Genomic DNA, 23,710 nt, shown 5'->3' with positions numbered 1-23,710 from the left:
GTTTTCCACCGGGGCTGCGCGACCGCGCAGGCCTGTGCCGGGATTCGCGGTCCCGAAACGGCCGTGGGCCGGAAAAATCACCTGCCAAGAGGCCAAGGGCCACCCTCGGTGGTAGTTCCGGGCAGTGGTCACGATGGGTAGCGCTCGAACGGAGCAGCGAGCCGAGATCGTGTCCTTCGTTCGGCGGCGTCGCTCTACCGTGGGTCTCAGTAATCTTCTCCGCCATGAACGACCGAAGGACCGGGATTCGCACGGTCCAGATGGCGGGCCTGGGCATCGTCGCCGGGCTGGGGTTCCTGGTGGCGAGCCTGTGGTGGTCGGCGGCCACGTGGTGGAGCTGGCTGGGCGGGAGCCTGCTGGTGGGGATGCTGACGTGGATCTTCGTGTTCGAGCTGCTGAGGCTGGGGCGAAGAGACGACGACTGAACCATGCGAGGAAACCAAAGGCACAACGGCACGAAAAAGGGGCCGCCCCAGAGAAAAGGGCGGCCCCTGAAAAGAAAACCTACTTGGTGAAGTACCACTCCTCAGGGCTGCGCGCCGTCTGCACGGCCGGGAACGAGACGCCGCCGAGGTCCTTCGCGACGACCTCCGTCGCGCCGCGCAGGGGCATGTTGATCTGGCCCGGCAGGGTCTTCGTCGCGTAGTCCTCGTAGGCGGCGAAGGCGTTCTTGTCGTCGCTGTGCAGCGTGGCCTCGATGAGCTTGTCCAGCTGCGGGTCGTCGTAGTTGCCGATGTTGCCGGTGGAGCCGGGGAGCAGCAGCTGGTCACCGGTGGGCACGGCGTTGTATTGCTGGTACCCGAAGTAGCCCATCTGCCAGTCGCACGCGGGGCCGGAGCCGTGGCAGTCGCTGACGTCGCTCAGCACCGCGTTGAACTCCTGGCCCTTCAGGTCGAACACGATGCCCGCCTCGGCGGCGTCCGACTTCCACTGCTGCATGATCCGCCCGTACGCGGGATTGCCGGTGGAGTACTGCAAAGTCAGCTCCAGCCGGGTGCCCGCCGCCACGCCGGCGCCGCACTGGTTCGGGGCGCTGCCTGGCGCCGTGCACGTCATGGCGCCGTTCTGCAGGGTCCAGCCGTGCGACGTCAGCAGGGCCTTCGCCTTCGCCTTGTCGAACGGGTACGGGCCCGCGCCGCGTTCGGCGTCGGTCACGTAGGAATTGTCCGGGTTGATCGGCACCGGGCCGGTGGTCACGGTGGCGTAGCCGCGGTAGGCGACGTTCACGTCCGTCACCTGGTCCAGGGTCTGCTGGAACGCCTGCCGGACGTAGAGCTGCTTGAACACGGCCCCGAACTTCGGGTTGTCCATGTTCAGGATCGTCGAGCTCCAGCCCCACGCCGCGGCGGGCACGAGGTTGTAGTTGGCCTGCAACGGGTTAGTCGCCGGCAGCTTCTCGTTCGCCTTCTTCTGCGGCAGATCCGCGCCCTGCACGCCACCGACCGAGATGGTCCGGCCGCTGCGCATCGTGTTGAACTCCGCGCTGGTGCTCGTGAACGGCTGCATCTTGTAGTGCGCGAGGTGCGGCTTGTCCGGCCCGCTGTAGGAGGGGTTCGGGTCGTAGCTGATGTTCCCCTCGGCGTCGAACGACGTGAGGTGCCACGGCCCGTCCACGACCTGCCACAACGGATCCGTCGCGTAGGTCGAGAGGTCCTTGCTCTTGGTGAACAGGTACTTGTACACCGCGTCGCACTTCGCGCGGTCGTCCGCGCAGCCGCCGCTGCCCGCCGCCGCGGAGTCGGAGGTCTTGTCCCACGCCATCGGCAGCGGCGCGATCTGCGCGAGCTCCTGGCCGGTGAACCACGTCGGCGAGTACGAGTCGGTGAGCTGCAGCGTCACCTGCTGCGGCCCGGTCGCGGTCGCGGACTTCACGTTGTCCGGGAACTGGCCGGGTACGTAGCCGTACCAGTTGGCCTTCTCCGCGAACATCATGTTCATCCAGAACACCACGTCCTTGGCGTTCACCGTCTCGCCGTTGGACCACTTGTACGGCTTGACGTTGATCACCACCTTCGTGTTGTTGTCGCTGAACACGGGCGGGTCGGCGAGGCTCTTGCGCGTGTTGACCCCGGTGCTGCCATCGGCGTCGCCGAACCAGTACAGCTCGCGGTACATCAGCTGCTGCAGGTCGCCCGTGGCGTAACCGCTGTTGTGCGCCGAGTCCACGAACGGGAAGATCCAGTTCGGCTGGGCGCCCGGCGATTCGGCGAACACGGCCGTGCCGCCTTCGGTCGGGGTGCCGCCGCCGGAAGACGAGCTCCCGCCGCTGCACGCGGTGGCGAGCGCGGCCGCGGCCAGCACCACCACCGGCGCCACGAGTGCCTTGCGCAGTCTCATCCGTTCTCTCCTTGGTAGACCTTCGTCGCGTCGTGCTCACGAGCGGCGTCGAGCGGGAAGTGGCAGGCCGCCTCGTGCCCGGCGCCGAAGGGCCGCAGCACGGGCTCCTCGGCAGCGCAGATCTCCTGCGCGAACGGGCACCGCGTGCGGAACCGGCAGCCGGACGGTGGCGAGATCGCCGACGGCAGCTCGCCCGAGACGCCGCCGCTCTGCCGGGCCGCCCACGGGTCCGCCACCGGCACGGTGTCGATCAGCCCGCGCGTGTACGGGTGCCGCGGGTGACCGTGCACCTCGGCGGCCGGACCGGTCTCCACGAGCTTGCCGAGGTACATCACGCCGATGCGCTGCGCCAGGTACCGCACCACGGACAGGTCGTGGGAGATGAACACGTACGTGAGCCCGTGGCGCTCGCGCAGGTCGTTCATCAGGTTCAGGATCTGCGCCTGCACGGACACGTCCAGCGCCGACACCGGCTCGTCGGCCACGATCAGCTTCGGCTCCAGCGCCAGCGCCCGCGCAAGCCCGACGCGCTGGCGCTGCCCGCCGGAGAACTCGTGCGGGTACCGCTGCGCGGCGTCGGCGGGCAGGCCCACCTCGCCCAGCAGCTCACGGACCCGCCGGCTGCGCTGCGCCCGTGTGCCGGCGCCGTGGATCTCCAGCGGTTCGGCCAGGATCGCGCCGACGCGCATGCGCGGGTCGAGTGAGGCGTACGGGTCCTGGAACACCAGGTGCGTGTCGCGGTGGCGCTGCCGCAATTCGGCCCCGCGCAAGGAAGTCAGCTCCGTGCCGCCGATCCGGATGTGGCCCGACGTCGGCTCATCAAGGCCGACGACGGCCCGGCCCACGGTCGTCTTGCCGCAGCCCGATTCCCCGACCAGGCCGAAGGTCTCCCCCGCCGCCACGGAGAAGCTCACGCCGGCCACCGCAGACACCGTGCCAGTGCGCCGCCGCAGCACCGCGCCCTTGGTGACGGGGAAGTCCTTCACCAGGTTCTCGACTTCCAGGAGCGGCGCGCCCGCCGTCGGCTCCGAGGCCGGCGCGCCCGCCCGTTCGTGCACGCGGACGACGGCCGACGGCTCCTCGACGCCGGCCGAACCGACCGGGTGGAAACACGCGTACTCGTGCCCGGCCACGTCGGCGCGCAGCTCCGGCTCCTTCTCGACGCACTCGTCGGTCGCGTAGCGGCAGCGCGGCGCGAAGCGGCACCCGGCCGGCGGCTCACGCAGATCCGGCGGCAGGCCGGGGATGCTGTAGAGCTTCTCCCCCGACTCCGCCGAGTTCTCCGGCAGCGCCTCGAACAACGCCTCGGTGTATGGGTGGCGCGGGTTGCCGAACAGCCGGCGCGCGTCCGTGAGCTCGGCGATCTTCCCCGCGTACATCACGGCGACGCGGTCGGCGCGGCCCGCGACCACGCCGAGGTCGTGCGTCACGAGGATCACGGCCATGCCGAGGCGCCGGCGCAGGTCGTCGATCAGCTCCAGGATCTGGTGCTGCACGGTCACGTCGAGCGCGGTGGTCGGCTCGTCGGCGATGAGCAGCTCCGGCTCGCACACCAGCGCGCGGGCGATCATCACGCGCTGGCGCATGCCGCCGGAGAGCTGGTGCGGGTAGTCCTCGGACCGCTTGCGCGCGTCCGGCAGCCCCACCAGCTCCAGCATCGCGACGGCGCGCTCGTGCAGCTCCCGTCGAGAGAGCGTCGAGTGCAGCTCCAGCGGTTCGCTCACCTGGCGCCCGATGGGCAGCGACGGGTTGAGCGAGGTCATCGGATCCTGGAACACCGTGCCGATGCGCTTGCCGCGGACCTCCCGCAGCTCGGCGGGGGTCATGGCCGCGACGTCGTCTTCGCCGAGCAGGATCCGCCCCGACGCGATGCGCCCGCCGGACGGGAGCAGCCGCAGGATCGACAGGGCCGTCATCGTCTTGCCGCAGCCGGACTCGCCGACGAGCCCGAGCAGCTCGCCGCGGCCGACTTCGAGCGTCACGCCGTCGACGGGGTGCACCATGCCGTCGCGGACGTCGATGGTGGTGTGCAGGTCTTCCAGGCGCAGCACGGGGTTCATGGGGTTCAGCGCCTCCGCAGCCGCACTTCGAGCGCGTCGCGCAGGGCGTCGCCGAGCAGGTTGAACGCCACGACCACGAGCATGATCGCGATGCCGGGCGGCAGGATCATCCACCAGTAGCCGTTCTGCACGAACTCGGTGCCGTTGGACAGCATGTTGCCCCAGTCGGCGTGCGGCGGCGCGATGCCGAGGCCGAGGTAGCTCAACGCCGCCACGAGCAGGATCGCGTCGGCCACCTGGAAGGTCGCGTTGACCACGATGGTGCCGATCGCGTTGGGCATGATGTGGCGCAGCACCACGCGTTTCCCGCCGCCGCCCATCATCCGCACGGCCTGCACGTACTCGCGGGTGCGCAGGGAAAGCGTCTCGCCGCGCACGAGCCGGGCGGGACTCAGCCACGCGCCGAACGACACCACCAGGATCAGCAGTCCCAGCGTCGGCGTGAAGATCGCGGCGAGGATCAGCAGCAGGAACAGCGTGGGGATGGCCAGCAGCGTGTCGACGATCCGCATCATCACCGTGTCGACGAACCCGCCGACGTAGCCCGCGATGGCGCCCCAGAACGTGCCGAACATGGTCGCGAGCACCGCGGCCGCGACGCCGATCTCGAGCGACGACTGGCCCCCGACCATGAGCCGGCCGAGCTCGTCGTAGCCCACGTCGTCGGTGCCCAGCGGGTGACCCGCGCCCGGCGGCTGGTTGGCGCCCGCGAGGTTCGTCGCGATCTGCTCGGTGTGGTAGACGAGCGGGCCGAAGAAGCAGAACAGCACGAACAGAACGATCAGCACGAGCCCCGCGACCGCCAGGCGGTTCTCCAGGAAGGCCCGCAGGGTCGCCCGCGCCGTCGATCTCGGGGGTGCCGCTTGGTCGGTCATCAGTACTTCACCCTCGGGTCGAGCACGGCGTAGCCGATGTCCGCGAGCAGGGAGCCGGCCACCGTCGCGAGCGCGACGACGAGCCCGATCCCCAGCAGCACCGGGTAGTCGTGCACCTGGGCACCCTGGATGAACGTGAAGCCCATGCCCGGGTAGTTGAACACCTGCTCGGTGATGAGCGCGCCCGCGAACAGCTGCGGCAGCGACAGCCCCAGCAGCGTGACGATCGGGATGAGCGAGTTGCGCAGCACGTGCCGCGTGAGCACCTTGCCCTCGCTCGCCCCACCCGCGAGCGCGGTGCGCACGTAGTCCTGGCTCAGGTTCTCCATCACCGACGAGCGCGCGTAGCGGCTGAACGACGCGATGGTGATCAGCGCCAGCGTGACCACGGGCAGCACGAGCGCGGGTGCCTGCGACAGGATCTCGCCCAGTGAGTCACCGCTCGGCCCGAGCGGGGAGAACCACTGCAGCTGCACCGCGAACAGCAGCACGAGGATCTCGCCGAGGAAGAAGCTCGGCATCGAGTAGAACGCGAACGACAGGCCCGTGGCCACGTAGTCGCCCAGCGTGTTGCGCTTGCGCGCCTGGTACACGCCCAGCGGCACCGCCACGACGAGAGCGACCAAAGTGGACAGTGTCATGAGCAGGATCGTCTTGGGCAGGTGATCGGCGATCACGTCGGTCACCGGCTGGTTGAGCTTGTACGAGTAGCCGAGGTCACCGTGGAGCACGCGCCCGGCCCAGGTGAGGAACTGCGTGATCAACGGACGGTCGTAGCCGTTGTCGTGGAGGAAGGTCCGGATCTGCAGCTGCGTGGCCTTCGGCCCCAGGATCGCGCGGGCCGGTCCGCCGGGCAGCAGCTGCAGCAGCACGAAGGTGAGCACCGCGACCAGCACGACCACCACGACCGACTGCAGGACGCGGCGCGCCAGGTACCCCGCCATCAACCGTCCCCGTGATCGTTCCAGTACTTGCCTGGTGCATAGACCTACACCGGCAACGGCTCACCTGTCCACGGTGTCCACGGAAACTGACGTGCTGGTGTCCCACCTGGTGATCTTCCTACTTTCGGCGCTACCGCTCCCGAAGTGTCCGATGTAGATGATCGGCAAACCGGACAATCCGGGGCACACTGTGATACACGACCCCGCCTCCGCGTTGTACGGATCGTGTACGGAACGCGCACAGACTCCTCACCGTTCGCGACGGACGAGTGAAGGAGCTGAGTGTCGTGCTGGGGAAGACAGTCGGGAAGACAACTGCCCGCCGCGTGGTCGCGGCAGTCCTGGCCGCGGGCGCGGTCACCACGAGCGGGGTGGCGCTGGCGGCGCCCGCGAGCGCCGCGCCGGCCGGGTCCTGGCGCGCCGATCTGTCCCATGTCGACGGTGACGACGTCAACGTCGAGGCGGCGGGCGGAGCGCTGACGCTGAAGGATTCCGCTTGGCACAGAACGGATCTGCTCACCGCCGGCAGCCAGGGCTACCTGGTCTCCGCCGCGCGGCAGCTCGCCTCGCCGGTGAACCGCGTGACGACGAAGGTCGCCGCGGACCTGCCGAAGGGCACCGACGTGCAGATCGACGTGCGCGGCCGCACCGGCGCCGACGACTGGACCGAGTGGACGCCGGCCGGCGCGCAGGCCGCGACCTTCGGCCGCGCGGTGAGCGTGGTGCAGGCGCGGATCTCGCTGTCGAGCACCACCGACGGCGTGCGCCCGACCGTGCGCGAGGTCGACCTCGACGGCACGCTGGCCCCGCAGGCCAACGCGCTCGCGGCCACGACCCCGCTGACCTACACGATCTACGCCACGCGCGAAGGCCTCACCGGCCACACCACCGCCAACGGCCACGTGATCACGGCCAACGACCACTTCGTCGCGCTGCCCTCGGGGAAGGCGACCTCGCCCAAGGGCACCGGGAACTACACGGTGAAGGTGTGCCGCACCGACGGCAGCCGCTGTGAGTACGCGCCGGTGTGGGACGTCGGCCCGTGGAACACCAAGGACGACTACTGGAACCCGGCCTCGGTCCGCTCGGAGTACAAGGACCTGCCGCAGGGCCAGCCGGAGGCGTATGCCGCCTACCACAACCACTACAACGGCGGTAAGGACGACCTCGGCTACACCGTGGGCAACCCGGCCGGCATCGACCTCGCCGACGGCGTGTTCAACTCCGGGCTCGGGCTCGCCGACAACGGCAACGTGAAGGTGACCTATTTGTGGACTGGTTCGGCCGCCGCCACCGGGGTCGTGAGCACCGCCGGCGACCCGATGAACGTGCGCGCCACCGCGAGCACCACGGCCGCCGTCAAGGGTCTCGCGGCGAACTACGCCAAGGTCAACATCGAGTGCTACGTCAACGGTTCTTCGGTGACCGGAACGTTCGGCACCAGCACGATCTGGGACCGCATCGGCCCGGACAACTTCATCTCCGACGCCTACGTGAAGACCGGGTCCGACCTCCCCGTCGCCCCGCTCTGCTCCTGAATTCGGCGGTGAACGGTCCGGCGGGGACACTCCGCCGGACCGTTCACCTTGACCCGCAACGTTTTTTCCACCCGGTTCAGCGACACCGGTTTCCCGTCGGCCCAGCTATCGTGTCTGCCATCGTTTTCTTTGCGCCGAGGGGGTTTTCATGCCGAGGACACGACTGCTCGGAAGACATCCGAACGCGGTACTCGCCGCAGCGTTCTTCAGTATGGCGGTGTTCGGTGCGGCAGTGGTGACCACTGTGGTCACCGGCCCGGAAGCGGCCGCGCAAGGCGCGATCGTGGGCGGGGAAAAGGCATCGCTGGCCGACTACCCGTACGCGGTGTACCTCGTGGACGACGCCGGCACGCAGTTCTGCGGCGGCGTGATCGTGAGCAGCTCGACGGTCGCGACCGCGGCCCACTGCGCCGAAGCGGTGGCCACGAAGGACATCCGCGTCGTCGTCGGCCGGGAGGACAAGCGCACGAACGAGGGCAGCACGCTCGCCGTCACGAAAGCGTGGGTGCACCCGGACTTCGAGAAGGCCGAAGAGGGCCACGACATCGCGGTGCTGACCGTGCGCGGCCGCCTGCCCGGCCGCGCGGCGACGGTGGCCCGCGACACCGATGTGTACACCCCGGGCACGAAGGCCACCGTGCTCGGCTGGGGCCGCGTCGCCGACGGCGGCGAACGCTCCGACTACCTGCGCGGCGCCGTGGTGCCGATGGTCAGCGACTCGACGTGCAAGCAGGCCTACGACTCCTACGATCCGGCGAGCATGGTGTGCGCCGGGTACCAGCAAGGCGGCATCGACGCGTGCAAGGGCGACTCCGGCGGCCCGCTCGTCATCGGCGACACACTCGTCGGGATCGTGTCCTTCGGCGACGGCTGCGCGAAACCCGGCAAGCCCGGCGTCTACACGCGCGTGACCACGTTCGCCGGCGCGATCGCCCGGAAGACCCGCGGCCACTGACAGTCCACAGTAGACCTACGCGGCGCCGGCCGACGAGCGCAGCACCTCGAGGAAATCCGCGACCGGCTTCGACCGCGGCGCCTCGGGCAGCGTCGCCGCCGTGACGCGCCGGGCGAACCCGCGACCCGCCAGCGGACGGTCGGCGAGATCCTTGCGGTGCGCCGCCAACGACAGCCGCGGCACGAGGCTCACACCCATGCCCGCGGCCACGAGCCCTTGCAGCGACTGGTAATCCGCCGCGCGGAAGGTGATCTGCGGTTCGAACCCGGCGATGCGGCACATCGTCTCGTACGCCTGCTCGTACGGCGCGCGGTGCGTACGCGTCACCCACTGCTCCCCGGACAGGTCGGCCAGCGCCACCTCTTCCGCGTCGACGAGCGGGTGGTCCAGCGGCAGCACGACGTGCAGCGGGTCATCGGGCAGAGCCACGTGGTGCAGCCCGCGGTCCACGGGCTGCGGCGCGAAGTCGTAGCCCCACACGAGGACCACGTGCGCGGCGCCCTCGCGCAGCCGGCTGAACGCGTCGTCGCCGTGGGTGGCCGACAGGCGCAGGCGCACGCCGGGGTGCAGTTCGCGGAACGCCTTCACCACCGGCGGCAGCAGCTCGACCCCCGCGGTCGCGAACGCCTCGATCCGCAGCTCCGCCGGGTCGGTGCCGAACGAGCGCACCTCCTGCTCGATGGCCGAGAGCTCGCCGAACAGGCTCTTCGCGTGCGCGGCAAGCACCTCGCCCGCCGGGGTCAGCTCGACCCCGCGCGGCAGCCGTTTGAGCAGCGACATGCCGACCTCTCGCTCGATCACCGACATCTGCTGCGAGACCGCCGACTGCGTGAGCTGCAGCCGGTGCGCGGCCGCGGTGAACGAACCCCCTTCGACCACCGCGACGAGGATCCGCAGGCGCCTGACGTCCAGCACAGGCGCCTACTCGCCCGTGACGGCGTACTGCGGTGCCCGCCCGCCGAGGGTCGCGTCCACGAACGCGACGGCCGCCCGCGCGTTCTCGAGCCGGAAGGTGAGCAGCACGATGTCGAACCCGTCGGAGGAGCCCTGCTGCTTCTCGAGCCCGTCGACGATCCGGTCCAGCACCCGCCGCTGCTCGCCGAGCAACGGCGCCGGGTCGGCCCCGCGTCGTTCCAGCAACGCGAGCTTCACCAGCAGCTCCGAGCGCACGTCACGCACGTGCCGGGCCGGCCGGGCGAGCCACTCGCCCACGGCCGCGTGGCCTTCGGGCGTGGCCTGCACGAGCGCACGCGGCGGGCCGGAGTCGCCGGGTTCGGTGCCCGCGCCCACCACGAACCCGCGGGCCAGCAAGCGGTCCACAGCGCGGTAGACGACGGGTTTCGGCAGCCGCCAGACGCGACCGACCTCGCCGGCCTCCGACGTGAGCCGCACGAGGGCGAAACCGTGCGTCGGGGACTCTGTTATCAGGCAGAGCACGATCCACTCGCTCAGTGACAACCCAGCGGACAACCCGGCTCCGTCTTCCACGTCCGACACTGTAGCTCGTGAGTAGTCTCGGTGATACTAGTCGTGGAAGATCGGGCCGGGCCGCCGCTCGCCTGGCGCTGTTTTCGGCTCAGCCGCGCAGCGTGGCGCGCCCCGCGTACCGGGCCTCGGTGCCGAGCTCCTCCTCGATGCGCAGGAGCTGGTTGTACTTCGCGGTGCGGTCGGAGCGCGAGAGGGAGCCGGTCTTGATCTGGCCGCAGTTGGTGGCCACGGCGAGGTCGGCGATCGTGGTGTCCTCGGTCTCGCCCGAGCGGTGCGACATGACCGCGGAGTAGCCGGCCTTGTGCGCGGTCTCGACGGCGGCGAGCGTCTCGGTGAGGGTGCCGATCTGGTTGACCTTGATGAGGATCGAGTTCGCGATGCCGCGCTCGATACCGTCCTTGAGGATCTCGACGTTGGTGCAGAACAGGTCGTCGCCCACGAGCTGCACGCGGTCGCCGATGGTGTCGGTGAGCTGCTTCCAGCCGGTGTAGTCGTCCTGCGCCAGACCGTCCTCGATGGACACGATGGGGAAGCGCCGCGTGAGGTCTTCGAGGTAGGCCACGTGTTCTTCGATGCTGCGCTTGCGGCCTTCGCCGGTGTAGTCGTAGACCTCGCCGGTGTAGAACTCCGACGCCGCCGGGTCGAGCAGCAACGCGATGTCCTCGCCCGGCGTGTAGCCGGTCTGCTCGATCGCGCGCACCACGAACTCGAGCGCCTCGTCGGCCGAGCCGAGCTGCGGCGCGAAGCCGCCTTCGTCGCCGACGTTGGTGTTGTGGCCGGCCTCGTGCAGCGACTTGCGCAGCGTGTGGAAGACCTCGGAGCCCATGCGCACGGCGTCGGCGAACGTCTCGGCGCCGACCGGGCCGATCATGAACTCCTGGAAGTCGATCGGGTTGTCGGCGTGGGCGCCGCCGTTGATGATGTTCATCATCGGCATCGGCAGCAGGTGCGCGTAGACCCCGCCGACGTAGCGGTAAAGCGGCAGGTGGTTCGCGGCCGCGGCGGCCTTCACCACGGCCAGCGACACCCCGAGCGTCGCGTTGGCGCCGAGGCGAGCCTTGTTCGCGGTGCCGTCGAGCGCGATCAGCGAACGGTCGACGTCGGCCTGCGCCTCGGCTTCGAGCCCGGTCACGGCCTCGGCGATCTCGCCGTTCACCGCGTCGACGGCCTTGCGCACGCCCTTGCCGTGGTAGCGGGACTTGTCGCCGTCACGCAGCTCCACGGCCTCGCGCGTGCCCGTGGACGCCCCCGACGGCACGGCCGCGCGCCCGCGCGACCCGTCGGCCAGCTCCACATCGACCTCGACCGTCGGGTTCCCGCGGCTGTCCAGCACCTCGCGGCCCTTGACCCGGACGATGCTTGTCATGTCGCTCCTCGGAGGTTCGGCCGGAGCGCTCGTCGACGAGACCGTGGGCACTGCGGCGGCAGGCGGCACCACGGTGAGCCGCGAATCACGGGGAGGCTAGCAGAAATCCGCTGAATCGATCCTGAAAGTTCGGCGACGAGGTGGCGCCGTTCCGCTCAGGGGGACGAACGAGGAGGCTCTTGCGCCCCGGCTCGAGCCGCACAGTTCACGGAGAGTCCACAACGGACATCTGGCGTCCCGGCGAGCCGGGAGCCATGGTCGAGGAGTACCCCGAAAGCGTCGCTCTGCGTAACACGCTCACCAAGTCCCGCCGAACCCGAAGTCACGAAGCCATTACGGGCCCTGCCAAGATCTTCACAGCTGGCGCCCTTGATCCACACGCGGGCGAGGCACCGGTCACCACTGCGCACTCCTCCGACCGGGTTACGACAACTTACGCGCGGAGTTCTGCGAAGCGTAACCACGGCTTCTCCTCACCTGCATCGGCCGGAACGACTCTCGGGACGTCAACACCTGCCGCCCTACCCGGGCGAAAAAAAGGAGAGTCCCCGATGTCCCGTCTCCCCCGACGCACGGCCGCGGCCGTCCTCGGCGTGGCCGCCGCCTTCCTCCTGGCCGCGTGCGGCCAGAGCGCGGCGACGAACACCGGCAACGCAGCCGATGGTGGCGGTCGTAACCCCGATGAGCTCGTCTTCTCGGCGGTTCCGTCCGAAAACGCGCAGAGCCTCCAGCAGTCCTTCCAGCCGGTGATCAACCTCCTGGAGAAGGAGACCGGCAAGAAGATCAAGTTCCAGCCGGCCACCGACTACGCCGCGGTGATCGAGGCGCAGCGCAGCGGCAAGGTCGACATCGCCAACTACGGCCCGCTCTCCTACGTGCTCGCCAAGAACAGCGGCGTGAAGGCCACCCCGATCGCCGCCGGGATCACCACCAAGGGTGAGACGCCCGGCTACAAGTCCTACGGCATCACCAAGGCGGGCTCGCCGATCAAGAGCATCGCCGACTTCAAGGGCAAGAAGATCTGCTTCGTAGACCCCGCTTCGACCTCGGGCTACCTGTACCCGAAGGCCGCGCTGCTGCAGGCCGGCATCGACCCGGTCAAGGACATCACTCCGGTGATGACCGGTGGCCACGACGCGTCCGTGCTCGCCGTCAACAGCGGCCAGTGCGATGCCGGCTTCGCCGAGGACGTCATGGTCGACAAGATCCTGATCGACAAGGGCCAGCTGAAGCAGGGCGACATCAACACCGTCTGGAAGTCCGACATCATCGCCGGCTCGCCGGTCGCGGTGGACGACGACCTCTCCGCCGACCTCAAGGCGAAGATCACCGACGTGTTCCAGAACAAGGCCAACGTCGACTACCTCACCGCCAACGGCTTCTGCTCCACCGCCTGCAAGGCGGTCGACGACGCCGGCGACTGGGGCTACGCGAAGGTCGACGACGCGTTCTACGCCGGTGTCCGCAAGGTCTGCGCGACCACCAAGGACAAGCAGTGCACCGCGTCGTGACCGACGAACCGGTCATCGTCTTCGAAGGTGTCAGCAAGCACTTCGGGCCCGAAGTCCGGGCGCTGGACGAGGTTTCGCTGAAGGTCCACCCGGGTGAGGTCGTGGTGCTGCTCGGGCTCTCGGGCTCCGGCAAATCCACGCTGCTGCGCCACGTCGACGGGCTGCAGCGGCCCACCGGCGGCTCGGTCACGGTACTCGGCACCGACGTCGGCAAGGCCCGCGGCAGTGAACTGCGGCGCCTGCGCCGGCGGATCGGGTTCGTGTTCCAGCAGTTCCACCTCATCGGCAGCCTCACGGTGCTGGAGAACGTCTGCGCGGGTGCCCTCGGGCGCCTGCGCGGGCCGCGGCTGGGCCTGTTCACCTATCCGAAGTCCGTCCGGATCGAGGCGCTGGGCCACCTCGAACGGGTGGGGCTGCTCGACCGCGCGTTCCAGCGGGCCGACACGCTCTCAGGAGGCCAGCAGCAGCGCGTCGCCGTGGCGCGGGCGCTGATGCAGCGGCCGGAGATCCTGCTCGCCGACGAGCCGGTGGCCTCGCTCGACCCTGAGTCGTCGGCTCAGGTCATGGCCCTGATCCGGGAGATCGGGGCCGAGCAGAAGCTCACGGTGCTGTGCAGCCTGCACCAGGTCGACCTGGCGCTGAGCTGGGGCGACCGGGTGGTCGGCCTGCGCGGCGGCCAGGCGGTGCTCGACACCCCGGTCGCCGGGCTGGATCGGGACGCGGCCATGGGCCTGTACGCCAAGGTGGCCGCGGCCCCGCTGCCCGTGCCCGCGGCCGTCGGATGACCGCCGCGCCGCCGCTGTCCACCGCCCGCGTGGCGCAGCGGACCCTCGCCCGGCCCCGCGCCGGTGGCACGGCGGCGTGGCTCGTCCTCGCCGCGATCGTCGCCGTCGGCGTGTGGGCGGTGGCGGACCTGAAGATCAACGTGGCCACGTTCGTCGACAGCGCCGACAACGCCGTCGACTTCGCCGGCCGGATGTTCCCGCTCGACTTCCCGCCCGTGGGCGAGCTGCTGGAGCTGTGCGGGAAAACGCTGGCGATCGTCGTGTCCGCGACGTTGCTGTCGGTGATCATCAGCGTGCCGCTGGCGATCCTCGCGGCCGTGAACACGACGCCGCACCGCACGGTGCGCGTCGGGGCCCGCACGCTCATCGTGCTGGCCCGGGCCGTGCCCGACGTGGTGCTCGCCATCGTGTTCTTCCGCATCTTCGGCCTCGGCGCCATGACCGGGGTGCTGGCCATGGGCCTGCACTCGGTCGGCATGGTCGCCAAGATGTACGCCGACGCGGTCGAGCAGATCGACGAAGGCACCCGCTCGGCCGTGCGGGCGGGCGGCGCCGGGACGTTCCAGGAGCTCGTGACCGGCGTGCTCCCGCAGGTGCTGCCGGCGTTCGTGGCGACCGCGCTGCACCGGCTGGACATCAACCTGCGGGTCTCGGTGGTGCTCGGGTTCGTCGGCGTCGACGGGCTCGGGTACGCGATCGCCACGGCGTTCCAGCAGCTCGACTACCCGCGCGGAATGGCTCTCGCACTGGTGGTGCTGCTGCTGTGCGTGGCGGTGGAGCTGCTCTCCGGAGCCATCCGCCGCGCGCTGCTGCGCGGGCAGGACACCCGCAAGACCGTGGCGATCCCCGTGCAGCGCGGGAACCAGGTCAGTCCCGGGTGGACGTTCCGCCGGGTCCGCCAGGCCGCCTACGCGGTGGTGACCGTGCTGGTGATCGCGGCGTCCGCGTGGGGTGCCGACCTCGACCCGGCGCAGTTCTTCGGCGCGCTGGGCAATCTCGGGCAGACGGCCGGGCTGTTCTGGCCGCCCGAGACGGCCGGGATCTTCGGGCAGCTGCTCGACGACCTGTGGGTCACCGTGCAGATCGCGCTGGGCGCCACGGTGCTCGGGGCGGTGCTGGCGGTGCCGATCGGGTCGCTGGCCGCGCGCAACGTCGCGCCGGCCGCGTGGGTCGCGCGCACGTTCCGGCTGATCGTGGTGCTGATCCGCGGCATCCCGGAGCTGGTGCTCGCGATCGTGTTCGTGGTGATCACCGGGCTCGGCGCGGTGGCAGGCACGCTCGCGCTCGCCGTGGGCGCGGTCGGGCTGCTGGGCAAGCTCGTGGCCGACTCGCTCGAGGAGGTCGACCCGGGCGTCGAGCAGGCGATCCGGGCTACTGGGGCGGGGCCGTGGCACGTGTTCTTCACGGGCACGCTGCCGCAGGCGGCCCCCGCGTTCGTGGCCCACGTGCTCTACCAGCTCGACACGAACATCCGCTCGGCGACGCTGCTGGGCATCGTCGGGGCGGGCGGGATCGGCTTCGACCTGCTCAGCGCTTCCCGGGTGATCGAGTTCGGCGTGGTCACGACCGTCCTGCTGCTGGTGTTCGCCACGGTACTGCTCGTGGAACTGCTCGCGGTCTGGCTCCGGCACGTCGTGCGCTGAGCCGCCGCCGACAACTGTCGCTGATGTTCACCTTCGGGCGTGCGAGCGTTGGCCACGGCGCAGTTGTCCGGACAAGCCCGGCGAGCACTGTGGGTGACATGACCTCGACGAGGTACCTCGACATCGCCGACCAGCTGGCCACCGAGCTGGTGGCCTACGCACCCGGGACGCGGGTGGCGAGCGAGCCGGAGCTCGCCACCCGCTTCGGGGTCGGCCGGGCGGCCGCCCGTTCGGCCCTGCAGGAGCTGGAGCGGCGGCTGCTCGTGCGCCGAGTGCAGGGTGCCGGCACGTTCGTGAGCCGGCGCATCGACTACGTGATCTCGCACAGCCGGCCGCCGTCCTGGCACGCCACGGTGGCGGCGGCCGGTGCCACGCCGCGGTCGCAGATCAAGGGCGTGGAACGCGTCGAGGCCTGCGAGGCGGCCGCCCGGCAGCTCGAGCGGCCGGTGGGCTCGCCCGTGCACCGGGTGATCCGCCACTTCTACATCGACGACCTGCTCGCCTCCTGGACCGAGGAGCTGATCCCGGTCGACGTGGCCCCGAACCTCGACCTCGCGCTGCACAGCGTGGAGTCGGTGGACCTGGTGCTGCGGCAGCTGGGCGGCGTGCAGCCGGTGCGCGCGTGGTTCCGGGCGAGCGTGGACATCCCGCCCGCCGAGGTGCTGCGCGGCCTGCAGATCGAGGCCAGGGTCCCGGTGTGGTGCATCGAAAGCGTCAACCGGGACGCCGAATCCGGCCGGGTCCTCATGACCAGCAGCGCGTGGACGCGCATGGACGCCGTCCGCGTGGTGGTGGAGCTGGAAGACCCGGCCTTCCCCGCGAAACGTGAAGGAGAACAGGGTGACTGACCCCTTGGGCCGGGAGGAGCGCTGCGGCCTGCTGGCCGAAGCCCAACCCGGCGAACTGCGGGCGCTCGCCGACGCCTGTCTCGCCGACGGCGCCGACGTGCGGGTGCTGCTCGCGCCGGAGGTCGGCTGCGTGCAGACCCAGGTTCGTGAACCCGTTGCCGGTGAACGGTTCCTGCTCGGCGACGTGCTCGCGTGCCGCGCCGAGGTGGAGCTCGCCGGCCATCGCGGCTGGGCGATGCGCCTGGGCGACGACCGCGCGGCTGTGCTCGCCGCCGCGGTGCTCGACGCCGAGGTCGAGGCCGGCCGGGCACACGCGTCCGAAGTGGACGAACTGTGCCGCGAGGTCGCGCGCCGCCTCGTCGAGCGGGAAGAACGCGAATGGGCCGAACTGGCCCCGACCGTGGTCGAGTTCGAGGAGCTGACGTGATCGCCACCGCCAACGCCACCGCGCCTGCCGCGGTCCTGCGCCCCGCGGAGTCGCAGCAGGTGTTCCGCACCGTGTTGGAAGCGCTTTCCCGTCCGGGCGCGCCGCAGGACCTGCCACAGGATCTGGTGCGCGGCACGGATCCCGCGGTGCTGCCGGTGCTCGCACTCGCCGACCTCGGCACCGGCGTCTGCGTGCTGGAAGAAAGCACGAAGTGGGCCGACGCCGTCGCGCTGGCGACCTCCGCGCCGATCCGGCCGCTCGAGCTGGCCCGCCTGGTCGCCGCCGTGCGCCCGGTGACCACGGACGAGATCACGCGCCTGTGCCGCGGCACCGCGCCGGCCCCGGAGGACGCCACGCTGGCCGCCCTCGCCGTGTCCGATGTGGACGGCGGCGAGCGCCGCTGGCGAATCTCCGGCCCGGGTGTGCCCGGCGAACTGACCCTGGCCCCGCGCGGCCTGCCGAAGGGCTTCGTCGCCGCGCGCGCCGAAGCCGTGGCCGGCTACCCGGCGGGGATCGACGTGCTGCTGGTGACGGACGACGGCCGCGTCGTCGGCCTGCCGCGCACCACCACGATTTTCGAGGAGGACTGATGGGGTACTCGGGAGCCCGGGGCGGGCTCGAAGCCATCCTCGCGGCCGAAGACCTGGTGCGCCGCGCCCGCGACCACGCGCCGGTGGCGTGGGCCGACACCGAGCAGATCGTCGCGCGGTTCCGGCTCGCGGTCGACCGCGTGATGGGCGAGGCCGGCCTGTTCGACGAGGACACCGCCGCCGCGGCGTTCCGCCAGGCCGAAGGCGACCCGCTGGAGGCGTCGCACCTGCTGCGCGCCTACCGCTCCACGCTGCCGCGCCTGGCCGTGGGCGAGCCGGTGGACCCGGACGAAATGCTGATCCTGCGCCGGATCGTGCCCGCGTTCCGCGAGCCGGACGGCCCGCAGCTGCTGGGCCGTACCACCGACTACACCGGGCGGCTGCTCGAAAAGCCGGCCGACGCACCGGAGGCCGACGAGCACGTGGCGGGCGCCCCGAAGCCGCGCACCGACGAGCAGCGCCGGCCGCGGCGGTTCCTCGACCTGCTGCGCGAGCTCGACCTGGCCGTGGATCACCGCGGCGAGGCCGAGGACGCCGAGCCGTTCGACCTCACCCGCAAGCCCGCCCGGCCGCCGGCCCCGCGCTCGGCCGCGCTGGCCGCCATGGCGCGCGCGGAGACGGGCGCGCTGGTGTCATTGTGGTACCGCTCGATCCTCGGACCCGACGGCAACCTCCACGAGGTCACGCTCGGCGAGGTCCGCCACGGCCGGCTGCCACTGCGCGTAAAGCACCCGCACACCGGGAACCCCGTGTCCGTCGGCGACTTCCGGGTGACCGAGGCCGAGGCCATCGAGGATCTCAACGGCGCCGAAGAAGACCGCAGCCGCTTCGATGTGGGCTACGGCCTGTGCTTCGGCCACAACGAGCGCAAGGCCATCGCGATGGCGAACCTCGACATCGCCAACCGCCGCTTCGGCAAGTCCGGCCCGCTCGAACAACTGCTGCTGCTGACCACCGACGGGCTCGACTCCGGCGGTTTCCTGGAGCACCTCAAGCTCCCGCACTACGTCACGTTCCGCTCGATGGTGGAACGCAAGCGGGCTCTGCAGGCCGCGGCCGGTGAAGGGCCGGCGCCCCGGCAAAGCGAGCCCTTCGGAGGAGAATGCTGATGAGCACGACCGAACAGCTGCTCACCGACCTCGAGGCGGTCGCCGAACCCGCGGGGATCCTCGACGAGGGCGGCAAACGCGAGGTGCGCCGCGCGGCGCTGACCGCGGTGTGCGTGCCCGGCTACCAGGTGCCCTTCGGCTCCCGCGAGATGCCGGTGGCCCGCGGCTGGGGCTCGGGCGGCCTGCAGGTGACGCTCGCCGTCGTCGGCACGCAGGACACCGTGAAGGTGATCGACCAGGGCGACGACGCCGGCGTGAACGCCACCAACCTGCGCCGGATGATCGCCGCCACCACCGGGGCGACCGAGACGGCCGACACGCGCGAGGCGACGATCGTCCAAACGCGACACCGCGTACCCGAGGAGGCGTTGTCGGAAGGCGATGTGCTCGTGTACCAGGTGCCGGTGCCTGAACCGTTGCGCGGCGTCGAGAAGTCCATGGCCGAGTGCGGCCGGATGCACGCCGAGGGCGACTACTCGGCGATGTGGGTGAGCCTGTACGAGGACATCGTCCGCAACGGCATGATCACCCGCACCACCGGCTACCCCGTGCTGGTCGGCGGCCGGTACGTGATGGCCACGACGCCGATCCCGCGCTGGGACGTGCCGCGGCTGCACCAGTCACCGCAGCTGAACCTCTTCGGCGCGGGCCGCGAGAAGCGCATCTACGCCGTGCCGCCGAACACCGACGTGACGCCCCTGACCTTCGACGACGTGCCGTTCGAGGTCGAGTACACACCGGGCGCGGTGTGCAAGCTGTGCGGTCGCGACGATTCGTTCCTCGTCGCCGCCGGCACGAGCGGCGCCTACGCCTGCAGCGACACCGAGTGGTGCGCCCGGGTGCGCGCCGGCGACGCCGACGTGAGCGCCCACTACCACCGCGCGCCGCTGAACCTGCTGCCGGACCCGGGCCGGCGCGCCCGAGCCACCGTGACGGCGGAGCACCGCGAGATGCCGCGGCGCGAGATCGCCGCGGACGCACCCGAGTGGGCACTGAAGGTCACCGGCATCGGCAAGGTCCACGGCGCGGGCGGCGCGGACGCGGTGCCCGGCACCGGGCCGGAACACGGCACTGCCGTCAGCCCCGCGACCGGCGCGATCGTGGCGGCGTGGGACGTGTCCTTCGACGTCGCGCCGGGCGAGGCACTGGGCGTGATCGGCGAGTCGGGTTCGGGCAAGTCGACCGTGCTGGCGTGCGTGATCGGCGACGAGCGCGCCACCGCCGGCGAGGTCCGGCTGGCCACTGTCGACGGTGGCCGCACGGACCTGATGACGCTGCCGGACGCGCAGCGGCGCGGCCTGCGCGTGGACTCGATGGCCGTGGTGCACCAGAACCCCGCCGACGGGCTCGACCTGCGGGTCAGCGCGGGCGGCAACATCGCCGAGCGCCTCACGGCGGCGGGCTGGCGTGGCTACCACGACATCCGCCGGCGCGCGGCCGAGCTGCTCGACCGCGTCGAGGTGCCGCTGTCGCGGATGGACGATCCCGTGGGGACGTTCTCGGGCGGCATGCGCCAGCGCGTGCAGATCGCCAAGGCCCTGGCCACCGAGCCGCCGGTGGTGCTGCTCGACGAGCCGACCACCGGGCTCGACGCGTCGGTGGCCGCCGGTGTGCTCGACCTGCTGCGCGGCCTGCTGTCCGAACGCGACATCGCGGCCGTGGTCGTGAGCCACGACTTCTCCGTGATCGACGCGCTCACCGACCGCACGCTCGTGATGCAGCTCGGCCGCGTGGTCGAGCGCGGCCTGACCGACCAGCTCTTCCACGACCCCCACCACCCCTACACCCAGCGGCTCGTCGCCGCGGCCCGGAGGTGACCCCCGTGTCCCCCGTCCTGTCCTTGCGCGGCCTGCGCAAGTCGTTCACGCTGCACACGATCGACGGCCGCACCGTGCACTCGCTGCACGGCGTGGACCTCGACGTGCGCGCCGGCGAGCACGTGGCGCTCGCCGGGCCCAGCGGTGCCGGCAAGTCGTCGCTGCTGCGCTGCGTGAACCGCACCTACCTGCCCGACTCCGGCTCGGTCGGGCTGCGCACCGCTGACGGCACCGAGCTCGAGCTGACGGAGCTGCCCGACCGTGCGATGGCCCGGGTGCGCGGCCGCGAATTCGGTTACGTGTCCCAGTTCCTGGCCGCTCCCCCGCGTACCGGACCGCTCGAAGTCGTGGCCGCCACGGCCCGGCGTCGCGGCGTAGACCGCGCCGAGGCGCGGGAAGCCGCCGCCGAAGCGCTGAAGCGGCTCAACCTCGACGAGGCGCTGTGGGACGTCGACTGTTCGGTGCTCTCGGGTGGCGAACGCCAGCGCGTGAACCTCGCCGCGGGCACCGTCCGGCCGCCGCGCCTGCTGCTGCTCGACGAACCGGTGTCCGCTCTGGACCCGGCCAACCGCGAGTCCGCCCTGGAGCTCATCGCCTCGCTCACCGCGCGAGGCGTGGCCGTGCTGGCGGTGTTCCACGACCTCGACGCCATGCGGCGCCTGGCTTCCCGCGTCGTGCTGATGAGCGACGGCCGCATCGCTCGCGACGGTGCTCCTGACGAAATCCTGGAGGAAGTGGCATGACCACTGCCGACGTTCTCACTACCGCGGAGGCGGCATGACTACCGAAGTGTTCGAGGCCCGAACCGATCAGTGGACGCTCGGCGCGCCGCCCGCGGACTACGTGCTCGGGCACGTGCGCGCGGTGCTGCCGGACCACGTGCTCGACGACGCGCTGGTGGCGGTGCGCGACGGCGTGGTCGCCGCCGTGGAGCCGCACGCGCCGGGCGTCGAGGCCGATGTGGACGGTCAGGGCCTGCTGTGCATCCCCGGTTTGGTCGACGTGCACAGCGACGGGCTGGAGAAGGAACGCCTGCCGCGGCCCGGCGCCGAGCTGCCGATGGAGTTCGCGCTGCTGTCGTTCGAGGGCAAGCTGCGCGCAGCGGCGGTGACGACCGCGTTCCACGGCGCCGGGTTCGAGCAGAGCCACGGCCGCGGGCTCGCCCGCACGGTCGAGCGCGCCCACGACGTGTGCCACGCGGTGGACGAGCGCTCGGCGAACCTGGTGGACCACCGGATCCTCTACCGGCTCGACGTCCGCTCCCCCGAAGGTCTCCAGGCGCTGCAGAGCCGGATCGCCGAGGCCCCGGACGCCGGTGTCGCGCCGCTCGTGTCGCACGAGGACCACACGCCGGGTCAGGGCCAGTACGCCGACCGCAGCTACTACGAGCGTTACCTCATGGGCGTGCGCGGGCTGTCGGAGCAGGAAGCGGCGGAGCACGTGACCAACCTGATCTCCGAGCGCGACGGCCGGCTCGGCGTGCGCGAGGACGCGATGGCGTGGCTCGGCGAGCAGGCCCGCGCGGGCCGGATCCGCCTGCTGGGCCACGATCCGGCGTCGGCGCAGGAAATCGGCGAGCTGGTGGAACGCGGCGGTTCCGTCGCCGAGTTCCCGACCACCGTCGAGGCGGCGCGCGAGGCTCGTGAACGCGGCCTGCCCGTGGTGATGGGCGCGCCGAACGTGCTGCGCGGCGGCTCGCACAACGGCAACGCGTCGGGCCGCGACCTCGTCGCGCTGGGCCTGGTGACGGCGCTCGCGTCGGACTACCTGCCCTCGGGCCTGCTCGCGGCGGCGTTCGCGCTCGTCGACGACGGCCTCGTGACCCTGTCCGAAGCCATCGGGCTCGTCACGAGCGGTCCCGCGGCCGTCGCGGGGCTCGACGACCGCGGCCGGCTCGAACCCGGCCGGCGCGCCGACCTGGCCCTCATCGCGGCGGGCCCGCGGTGGCCGGTCGTCCACACCACCCTGGTGAGCAAGGCATGACCGCGCTCGCGAGGGAATCGAATCGACACAGCGCTTCGCGGCTCAGCCGCGGCGCCGAGCGCAGCGAGGTGCGCGCATGAGTTTCATCGGATGGCCCGTGCCCGAGCCCGTGATCCCCGAGGGCACGCACCCCGCCCTCGCCGACGCCACCCGCGCGGCCGTCGCCGCGTTCGCGGCAGCCCGCGCGAAGCACACCCGCGCGGAGCTGGCGGAGAAGGTGCAGATCGGCGCCGACGGGACGCCGACGATGCGACTGGACATCCTCGTCGACACCGCCGTCGCCGAGGTCGTGGACTCCCACCGCGTGAACCTGCTGAGCGAAGAGATCGGCGTGATCGACCACGGTTCGTCGGTGACGCTCGTGGTCGACCCGGTCGACGGCACCGCCAACGCGGCCGCCGGCGTGCCGCTCTCGGCGTTCGCCGGGGTCGTGGCCGTGGACGGGGTCGCGACCGAGGCCCTGACCTGCTGGCTCGACACCGGCCGCTGCTGGCACGCCGTCGCCGGCCGGCCGACGCCGTATCGCACCACGGGCCGCCGCGAACTCGACGGCGCGGCCGTGAGCCTGCTGCGCCCCCACGGCCCCGACGACGACGCGTGGTGGCGCGTGGCCAAGCGCGCCTCGCGCGTGCGGATCCTGTCCACCAGTTGCCTCGAGGCGGCCCTGGTCGCCGAGGGCTCCACCGACGCGTTCGCCGACGCGGGCTCCGACACCCACCGGATCATGGACCTCGCCGCGGCGATGGTGATGGTCCCCGCCGCCGGCGGCGCCGTGCTCGACGTGAACGGCCGTCCGCTGGAGATCGACCCCGACCTGACGCGCCGCTGGTCCGGTGTCGTCGCCGCCACCCGCGAGCTCGCGGAAGAGCTCGTGAGCACGCTGAAGGAGAAGCCGTGACCCTCACCCGAGAAGCGCTGGCCGAGCTCGTCGACGGTCTCGCCGGCCTGCCCTACGGCGGCGAGGCCGTGGACCAGCGCACCCACGCGCTGCAAGCCGGCTGGTTCGCCAAGCAGCACGGCGGCGACGACGAGCTCGTCCTCGCCGCGACGCTGCACGACATCGGCCGCGCCCGGGCCGTCCGCGAGGAGTGGCCGGGCCTGCCGCACGAGCTGTCCGGCGCCGAGTTCGCCCGCCGCCATCTCGGCGAGCGCGCCGCGTGGATCATCGCGCAGCACGTGCCGGCCAAGCGCTACCTCGTCGCCACCGACGCCGAGTACCACGACCACCTCAGCCCCGCGTCCGTCGCGTCGCTGAAGGTCCAGGGCGGCCCGATGACGGCCCAGGAGGTCGCCGAGTTCGCGTCCCACCCGAACGCCGAGGAGGCCGTGCTCGTCCGCCGCTGGGACGACGACGCCAAGGACCCGGACGGCCCGGCGCTGGCGACCGCCGATGTGGTCGCCGCGTACGACCGGTTCCTCGCGAGCCGCTGACGC

The 23,710-nt window shown here is 71.3% G+C and carries 22 protein-coding genes; 15 read left to right on the top strand and 7 right to left on the bottom strand.

Translation table 11 applies throughout. From position 1 onward, the window contains the following. Positions 1-224 precede the first annotated feature (224 nt). Complete coding sequence (locus tag AB0H62_RS39830; RefSeq protein WP_220239066.1) at positions 225-425, top strand: hypothetical protein; 201 nt, start codon at positions 225-227, stop codon at positions 423-425. A 79-nt stretch (positions 426-504) separates the two neighbouring features. On the opposite strand, the gene AB0H62_RS39825 is transcribed toward AB0H62_RS39830, so the two are convergent. The 4 genes from AB0H62_RS39825 to AB0H62_RS39810 are packed head-to-tail and all read right to left on the bottom strand — an operon-like array spanning position 505 to position 6,216. Next, the gene (locus AB0H62_RS39825) at positions 505-2,337 is read right to left on the bottom strand and encodes an ABC transporter substrate-binding protein (RefSeq protein ID WP_220239065.1); all 1,833 of its coding nucleotides are present in this window, start codon (positions 2,335-2,337) and stop codon (positions 505-507) included. Next, the gene (locus AB0H62_RS39820) at positions 2,334-4,397 is read right to left on the bottom strand and encodes an ABC transporter ATP-binding protein (protein ID WP_360591818.1); all 2,064 of its coding nucleotides are present in this window, start codon (positions 4,395-4,397) and stop codon (positions 2,334-2,336) included. Before AB0H62_RS39820 ends, AB0H62_RS39825 begins: the two co-directional genes overlap by 4 nt. Before the next feature lie 5 nt (positions 4,398-4,402). Next, a complete protein-coding gene (locus tag AB0H62_RS39815) occupies positions 4,403-5,272 on the bottom strand; it encodes an ABC transporter permease (protein ID WP_220239062.1) in 870 nt (289 codons plus the stop codon). Then, positions 5,272-6,216, bottom strand: a complete 945-nt coding sequence (locus tag AB0H62_RS39810; protein WP_220239060.1) for an ABC transporter permease — start codon at positions 6,214-6,216, stop codon at positions 5,272-5,274. The genes AB0H62_RS39815 and AB0H62_RS39810 overlap by 1 nt, the downstream gene beginning before the upstream one ends. A gap of 287 nt (positions 6,217-6,503) precedes the next feature. Between AB0H62_RS39810 and AB0H62_RS39805 the strand changes: the two genes are divergently transcribed. Both AB0H62_RS39805 and AB0H62_RS39800 read left to right on the top strand, forming a co-directional pair. After that, positions 6,504-7,754, top strand: a complete 1,251-nt coding sequence (locus AB0H62_RS39805; protein WP_255637780.1) for a hypothetical protein — start codon at positions 6,504-6,506, stop codon at positions 7,752-7,754. Positions 7,755-7,902: 148 nt separating this feature from the next. Beyond that, a complete protein-coding gene (locus AB0H62_RS39800) occupies positions 7,903-8,709 on the top strand; it encodes a serine protease (protein ID WP_360591817.1) in 807 nt (268 codons plus the stop codon). A 15-nt stretch (positions 8,710-8,724) separates the two neighbouring features. Here AB0H62_RS39800 and AB0H62_RS39795 read toward each other — a convergent pair whose 3' ends face one another. The 3 genes from AB0H62_RS39795 to eno all read right to left on the bottom strand — a co-directional run bounded on the left by AB0H62_RS39795 (position 8,725) and on the right by eno (position 11,563). Then, a complete protein-coding gene (locus tag AB0H62_RS39795; RefSeq protein ID WP_220239058.1) occupies positions 8,725-9,624 on the bottom strand; it encodes a LysR family transcriptional regulator in 900 nt (299 codons plus the stop codon). A 6-nt stretch (positions 9,625-9,630) separates the two neighbouring features. Beyond that, on the bottom strand, positions 9,631-10,197 hold the full coding sequence (locus tag AB0H62_RS39790; protein ID WP_266118388.1) for a PadR family transcriptional regulator: 567 nt from the start codon (positions 10,195-10,197) through the stop codon (positions 9,631-9,633). An 88-nt stretch (positions 10,198-10,285) separates the two neighbouring features. Then, positions 10,286-11,563, bottom strand: coding sequence for a phosphopyruvate hydratase (gene eno / locus AB0H62_RS39785; protein WP_220239056.1), 1,278 nt, complete (start codon positions 11,561-11,563; stop codon positions 10,286-10,288). A 551-nt stretch (positions 11,564-12,114) separates the two neighbouring features. On the opposite strand from eno, the gene AB0H62_RS39780 reads away from it, so the two are divergent. The 12 genes from AB0H62_RS39780 to AB0H62_RS39725 all read left to right on the top strand — a co-directional run bounded on the left by AB0H62_RS39780 (position 12,115) and on the right by AB0H62_RS39725 (position 23,707). Further along, positions 12,115-13,074: a phosphate/phosphite/phosphonate ABC transporter substrate-binding protein gene (locus tag AB0H62_RS39780; protein WP_220239055.1), complete on the top strand. Its 960-nt coding sequence runs from the start codon at positions 12,115-12,117 to the stop codon at positions 13,072-13,074. Further along, positions 13,071-13,859, top strand: a complete 789-nt coding sequence (gene phnC / locus AB0H62_RS39775; protein ID WP_360591816.1) for a phosphonate ABC transporter ATP-binding protein — start codon at positions 13,071-13,073, stop codon at positions 13,857-13,859. The genes AB0H62_RS39780 and phnC overlap by 4 nt, the downstream gene beginning before the upstream one ends. Next, complete coding sequence (gene phnE, locus AB0H62_RS39770; protein ID WP_360591815.1) at positions 13,856-15,502, top strand: phosphonate ABC transporter, permease protein PhnE; 1,647 nt, start codon at positions 13,856-13,858, stop codon at positions 15,500-15,502. Before phnC ends, phnE begins: the two co-directional genes overlap by 4 nt. A 98-nt stretch (positions 15,503-15,600) precedes the next feature. Continuing rightward, positions 15,601-16,350, top strand: coding sequence for a GntR family transcriptional regulator (locus AB0H62_RS39765; RefSeq protein WP_255637778.1), 750 nt, complete (start codon positions 15,601-15,603; stop codon positions 16,348-16,350). Further along, positions 16,343-16,777, top strand: a complete 435-nt coding sequence (phnG, locus tag AB0H62_RS39760; protein WP_220239051.1) for a phosphonate C-P lyase system protein PhnG — start codon at positions 16,343-16,345, stop codon at positions 16,775-16,777. The genes AB0H62_RS39765 and phnG overlap by 8 nt, the downstream gene beginning before the upstream one ends. Then, entirely contained in the window at positions 16,774-17,367 is a 594-nt protein-coding gene (gene phnH / locus AB0H62_RS39755) for a phosphonate C-P lyase system protein PhnH (protein ID WP_220239050.1), read from the top strand. Before phnG ends, phnH begins: the two co-directional genes overlap by 4 nt. Then, entirely contained in the window at positions 17,367-18,476 is a 1,110-nt protein-coding gene (locus tag AB0H62_RS39750) for a carbon-phosphorus lyase complex subunit PhnI (RefSeq protein WP_220239049.1), read from the top strand. The genes phnH and AB0H62_RS39750 overlap by 1 nt, the downstream gene beginning before the upstream one ends. Beyond that, positions 18,476-20,293 (top strand): alpha-D-ribose 1-methylphosphonate 5-phosphate C-P-lyase PhnJ, encoded by a 1,818-nt coding sequence (locus tag AB0H62_RS39745; RefSeq protein WP_220239047.1) that lies wholly within the window; start codon positions 18,476-18,478, stop codon positions 20,291-20,293. The genes AB0H62_RS39750 and AB0H62_RS39745 overlap by 1 nt, the downstream gene beginning before the upstream one ends. 5 nt (positions 20,294-20,298) lie before the next feature. Further along, positions 20,299-21,036, top strand: coding sequence for an ATP-binding cassette domain-containing protein (locus AB0H62_RS39740; protein WP_360591814.1), 738 nt, complete (start codon positions 20,299-20,301; stop codon positions 21,034-21,036). Between the two features lie 34 nt (positions 21,037-21,070). Further along, entirely contained in the window at positions 21,071-22,276 is a 1,206-nt protein-coding gene (locus tag AB0H62_RS39735) for an alpha-D-ribose 1-methylphosphonate 5-triphosphate diphosphatase (protein ID WP_360591813.1), read from the top strand. A 76-nt stretch (positions 22,277-22,352) separates the two neighbouring features. Further along, positions 22,353-23,174, top strand: coding sequence for an inositol monophosphatase family protein (locus tag AB0H62_RS39730; RefSeq protein ID WP_220239044.1), 822 nt, complete (start codon positions 22,353-22,355; stop codon positions 23,172-23,174). Continuing rightward, positions 23,171-23,707 carry an HD domain-containing protein gene (locus tag AB0H62_RS39725; protein ID WP_220239043.1) on the top strand — a complete coding sequence of 179 codons (537 nt, stop codon included), beginning with the start codon at positions 23,171-23,173 and terminating at the stop codon, positions 23,705-23,707. The genes AB0H62_RS39730 and AB0H62_RS39725 overlap by 4 nt, the downstream gene beginning before the upstream one ends. Positions 23,708-23,710: the final 3 nt, after the last annotated feature.

Source organism: Amycolatopsis sp. NPDC050768 (genome assembly GCF_040654155.1).
Taxonomy (GTDB): Bacteria; Actinomycetota; Actinomycetes; order Mycobacteriales; family Pseudonocardiaceae; genus Amycolatopsis.
The sequence above is the reverse complement of the archived record's forward strand: the minus strand, read 5'-3'. Positions and strand labels throughout refer to the sequence as shown.

Coding starts and splice junctions, on each gene's coding strand:
- AB0H62_RS39830 (WP_220239066.1), top strand. CDS start 225: ATGAACGACCGAAGGACCGGGATTCGCACGGTCCAGATGGCGGGCCTG.
- AB0H62_RS39825 (WP_220239065.1), bottom strand. CDS start 2,337: ATGAGACTGCGCAAGGCACTCGTGGCGCCGGTGGTGGTGCTGGCCGCG.
- AB0H62_RS39820 (WP_360591818.1), bottom strand. CDS start 4,397: ATGAACCCCGTGCTGCGCCTGGAAGACCTGCACACCACCATCGACGTC.
- AB0H62_RS39815 (WP_220239062.1), bottom strand. CDS start 5,272: ATGACCGACCAAGCGGCACCCCCGAGATCGACGGCGCGGGCGACCCTG.
- AB0H62_RS39810 (WP_220239060.1), bottom strand. CDS start 6,216: ATGGCGGGGTACCTGGCGCGCCGCGTCCTGCAGTCGGTCGTGGTGGTC.
- AB0H62_RS39800 (WP_360591817.1), top strand. CDS start 7,903: ATGCCGAGGACACGACTGCTCGGAAGACATCCGAACGCGGTACTCGCC.
- eno (WP_220239056.1), bottom strand. CDS start 11,563: ATGACAAGCATCGTCCGGGTCAAGGGCCGCGAGGTGCTGGACAGCCGC.
- AB0H62_RS39780 (WP_220239055.1), top strand. CDS start 12,115: ATGTCCCGTCTCCCCCGACGCACGGCCGCGGCCGTCCTCGGCGTGGCC.
- phnE (WP_360591815.1), top strand. CDS start 13,856: ATGACCGCCGCGCCGCCGCTGTCCACCGCCCGCGTGGCGCAGCGGACC.
- AB0H62_RS39765 (WP_255637778.1), top strand. CDS start 15,601: ATGACCTCGACGAGGTACCTCGACATCGCCGACCAGCTGGCCACCGAG.
- AB0H62_RS39750 (WP_220239049.1), top strand. CDS start 17,367: ATGGGGTACTCGGGAGCCCGGGGCGGGCTCGAAGCCATCCTCGCGGCC.
- AB0H62_RS39745 (WP_220239047.1), top strand. CDS start 18,476: ATGAGCACGACCGAACAGCTGCTCACCGACCTCGAGGCGGTCGCCGAA.
- AB0H62_RS39735 (WP_360591813.1), top strand. CDS start 21,071: ATGACTACCGAAGTGTTCGAGGCCCGAACCGATCAGTGGACGCTCGGC.
- AB0H62_RS39730 (WP_220239044.1), top strand. CDS start 22,353: ATGAGTTTCATCGGATGGCCCGTGCCCGAGCCCGTGATCCCCGAGGGC.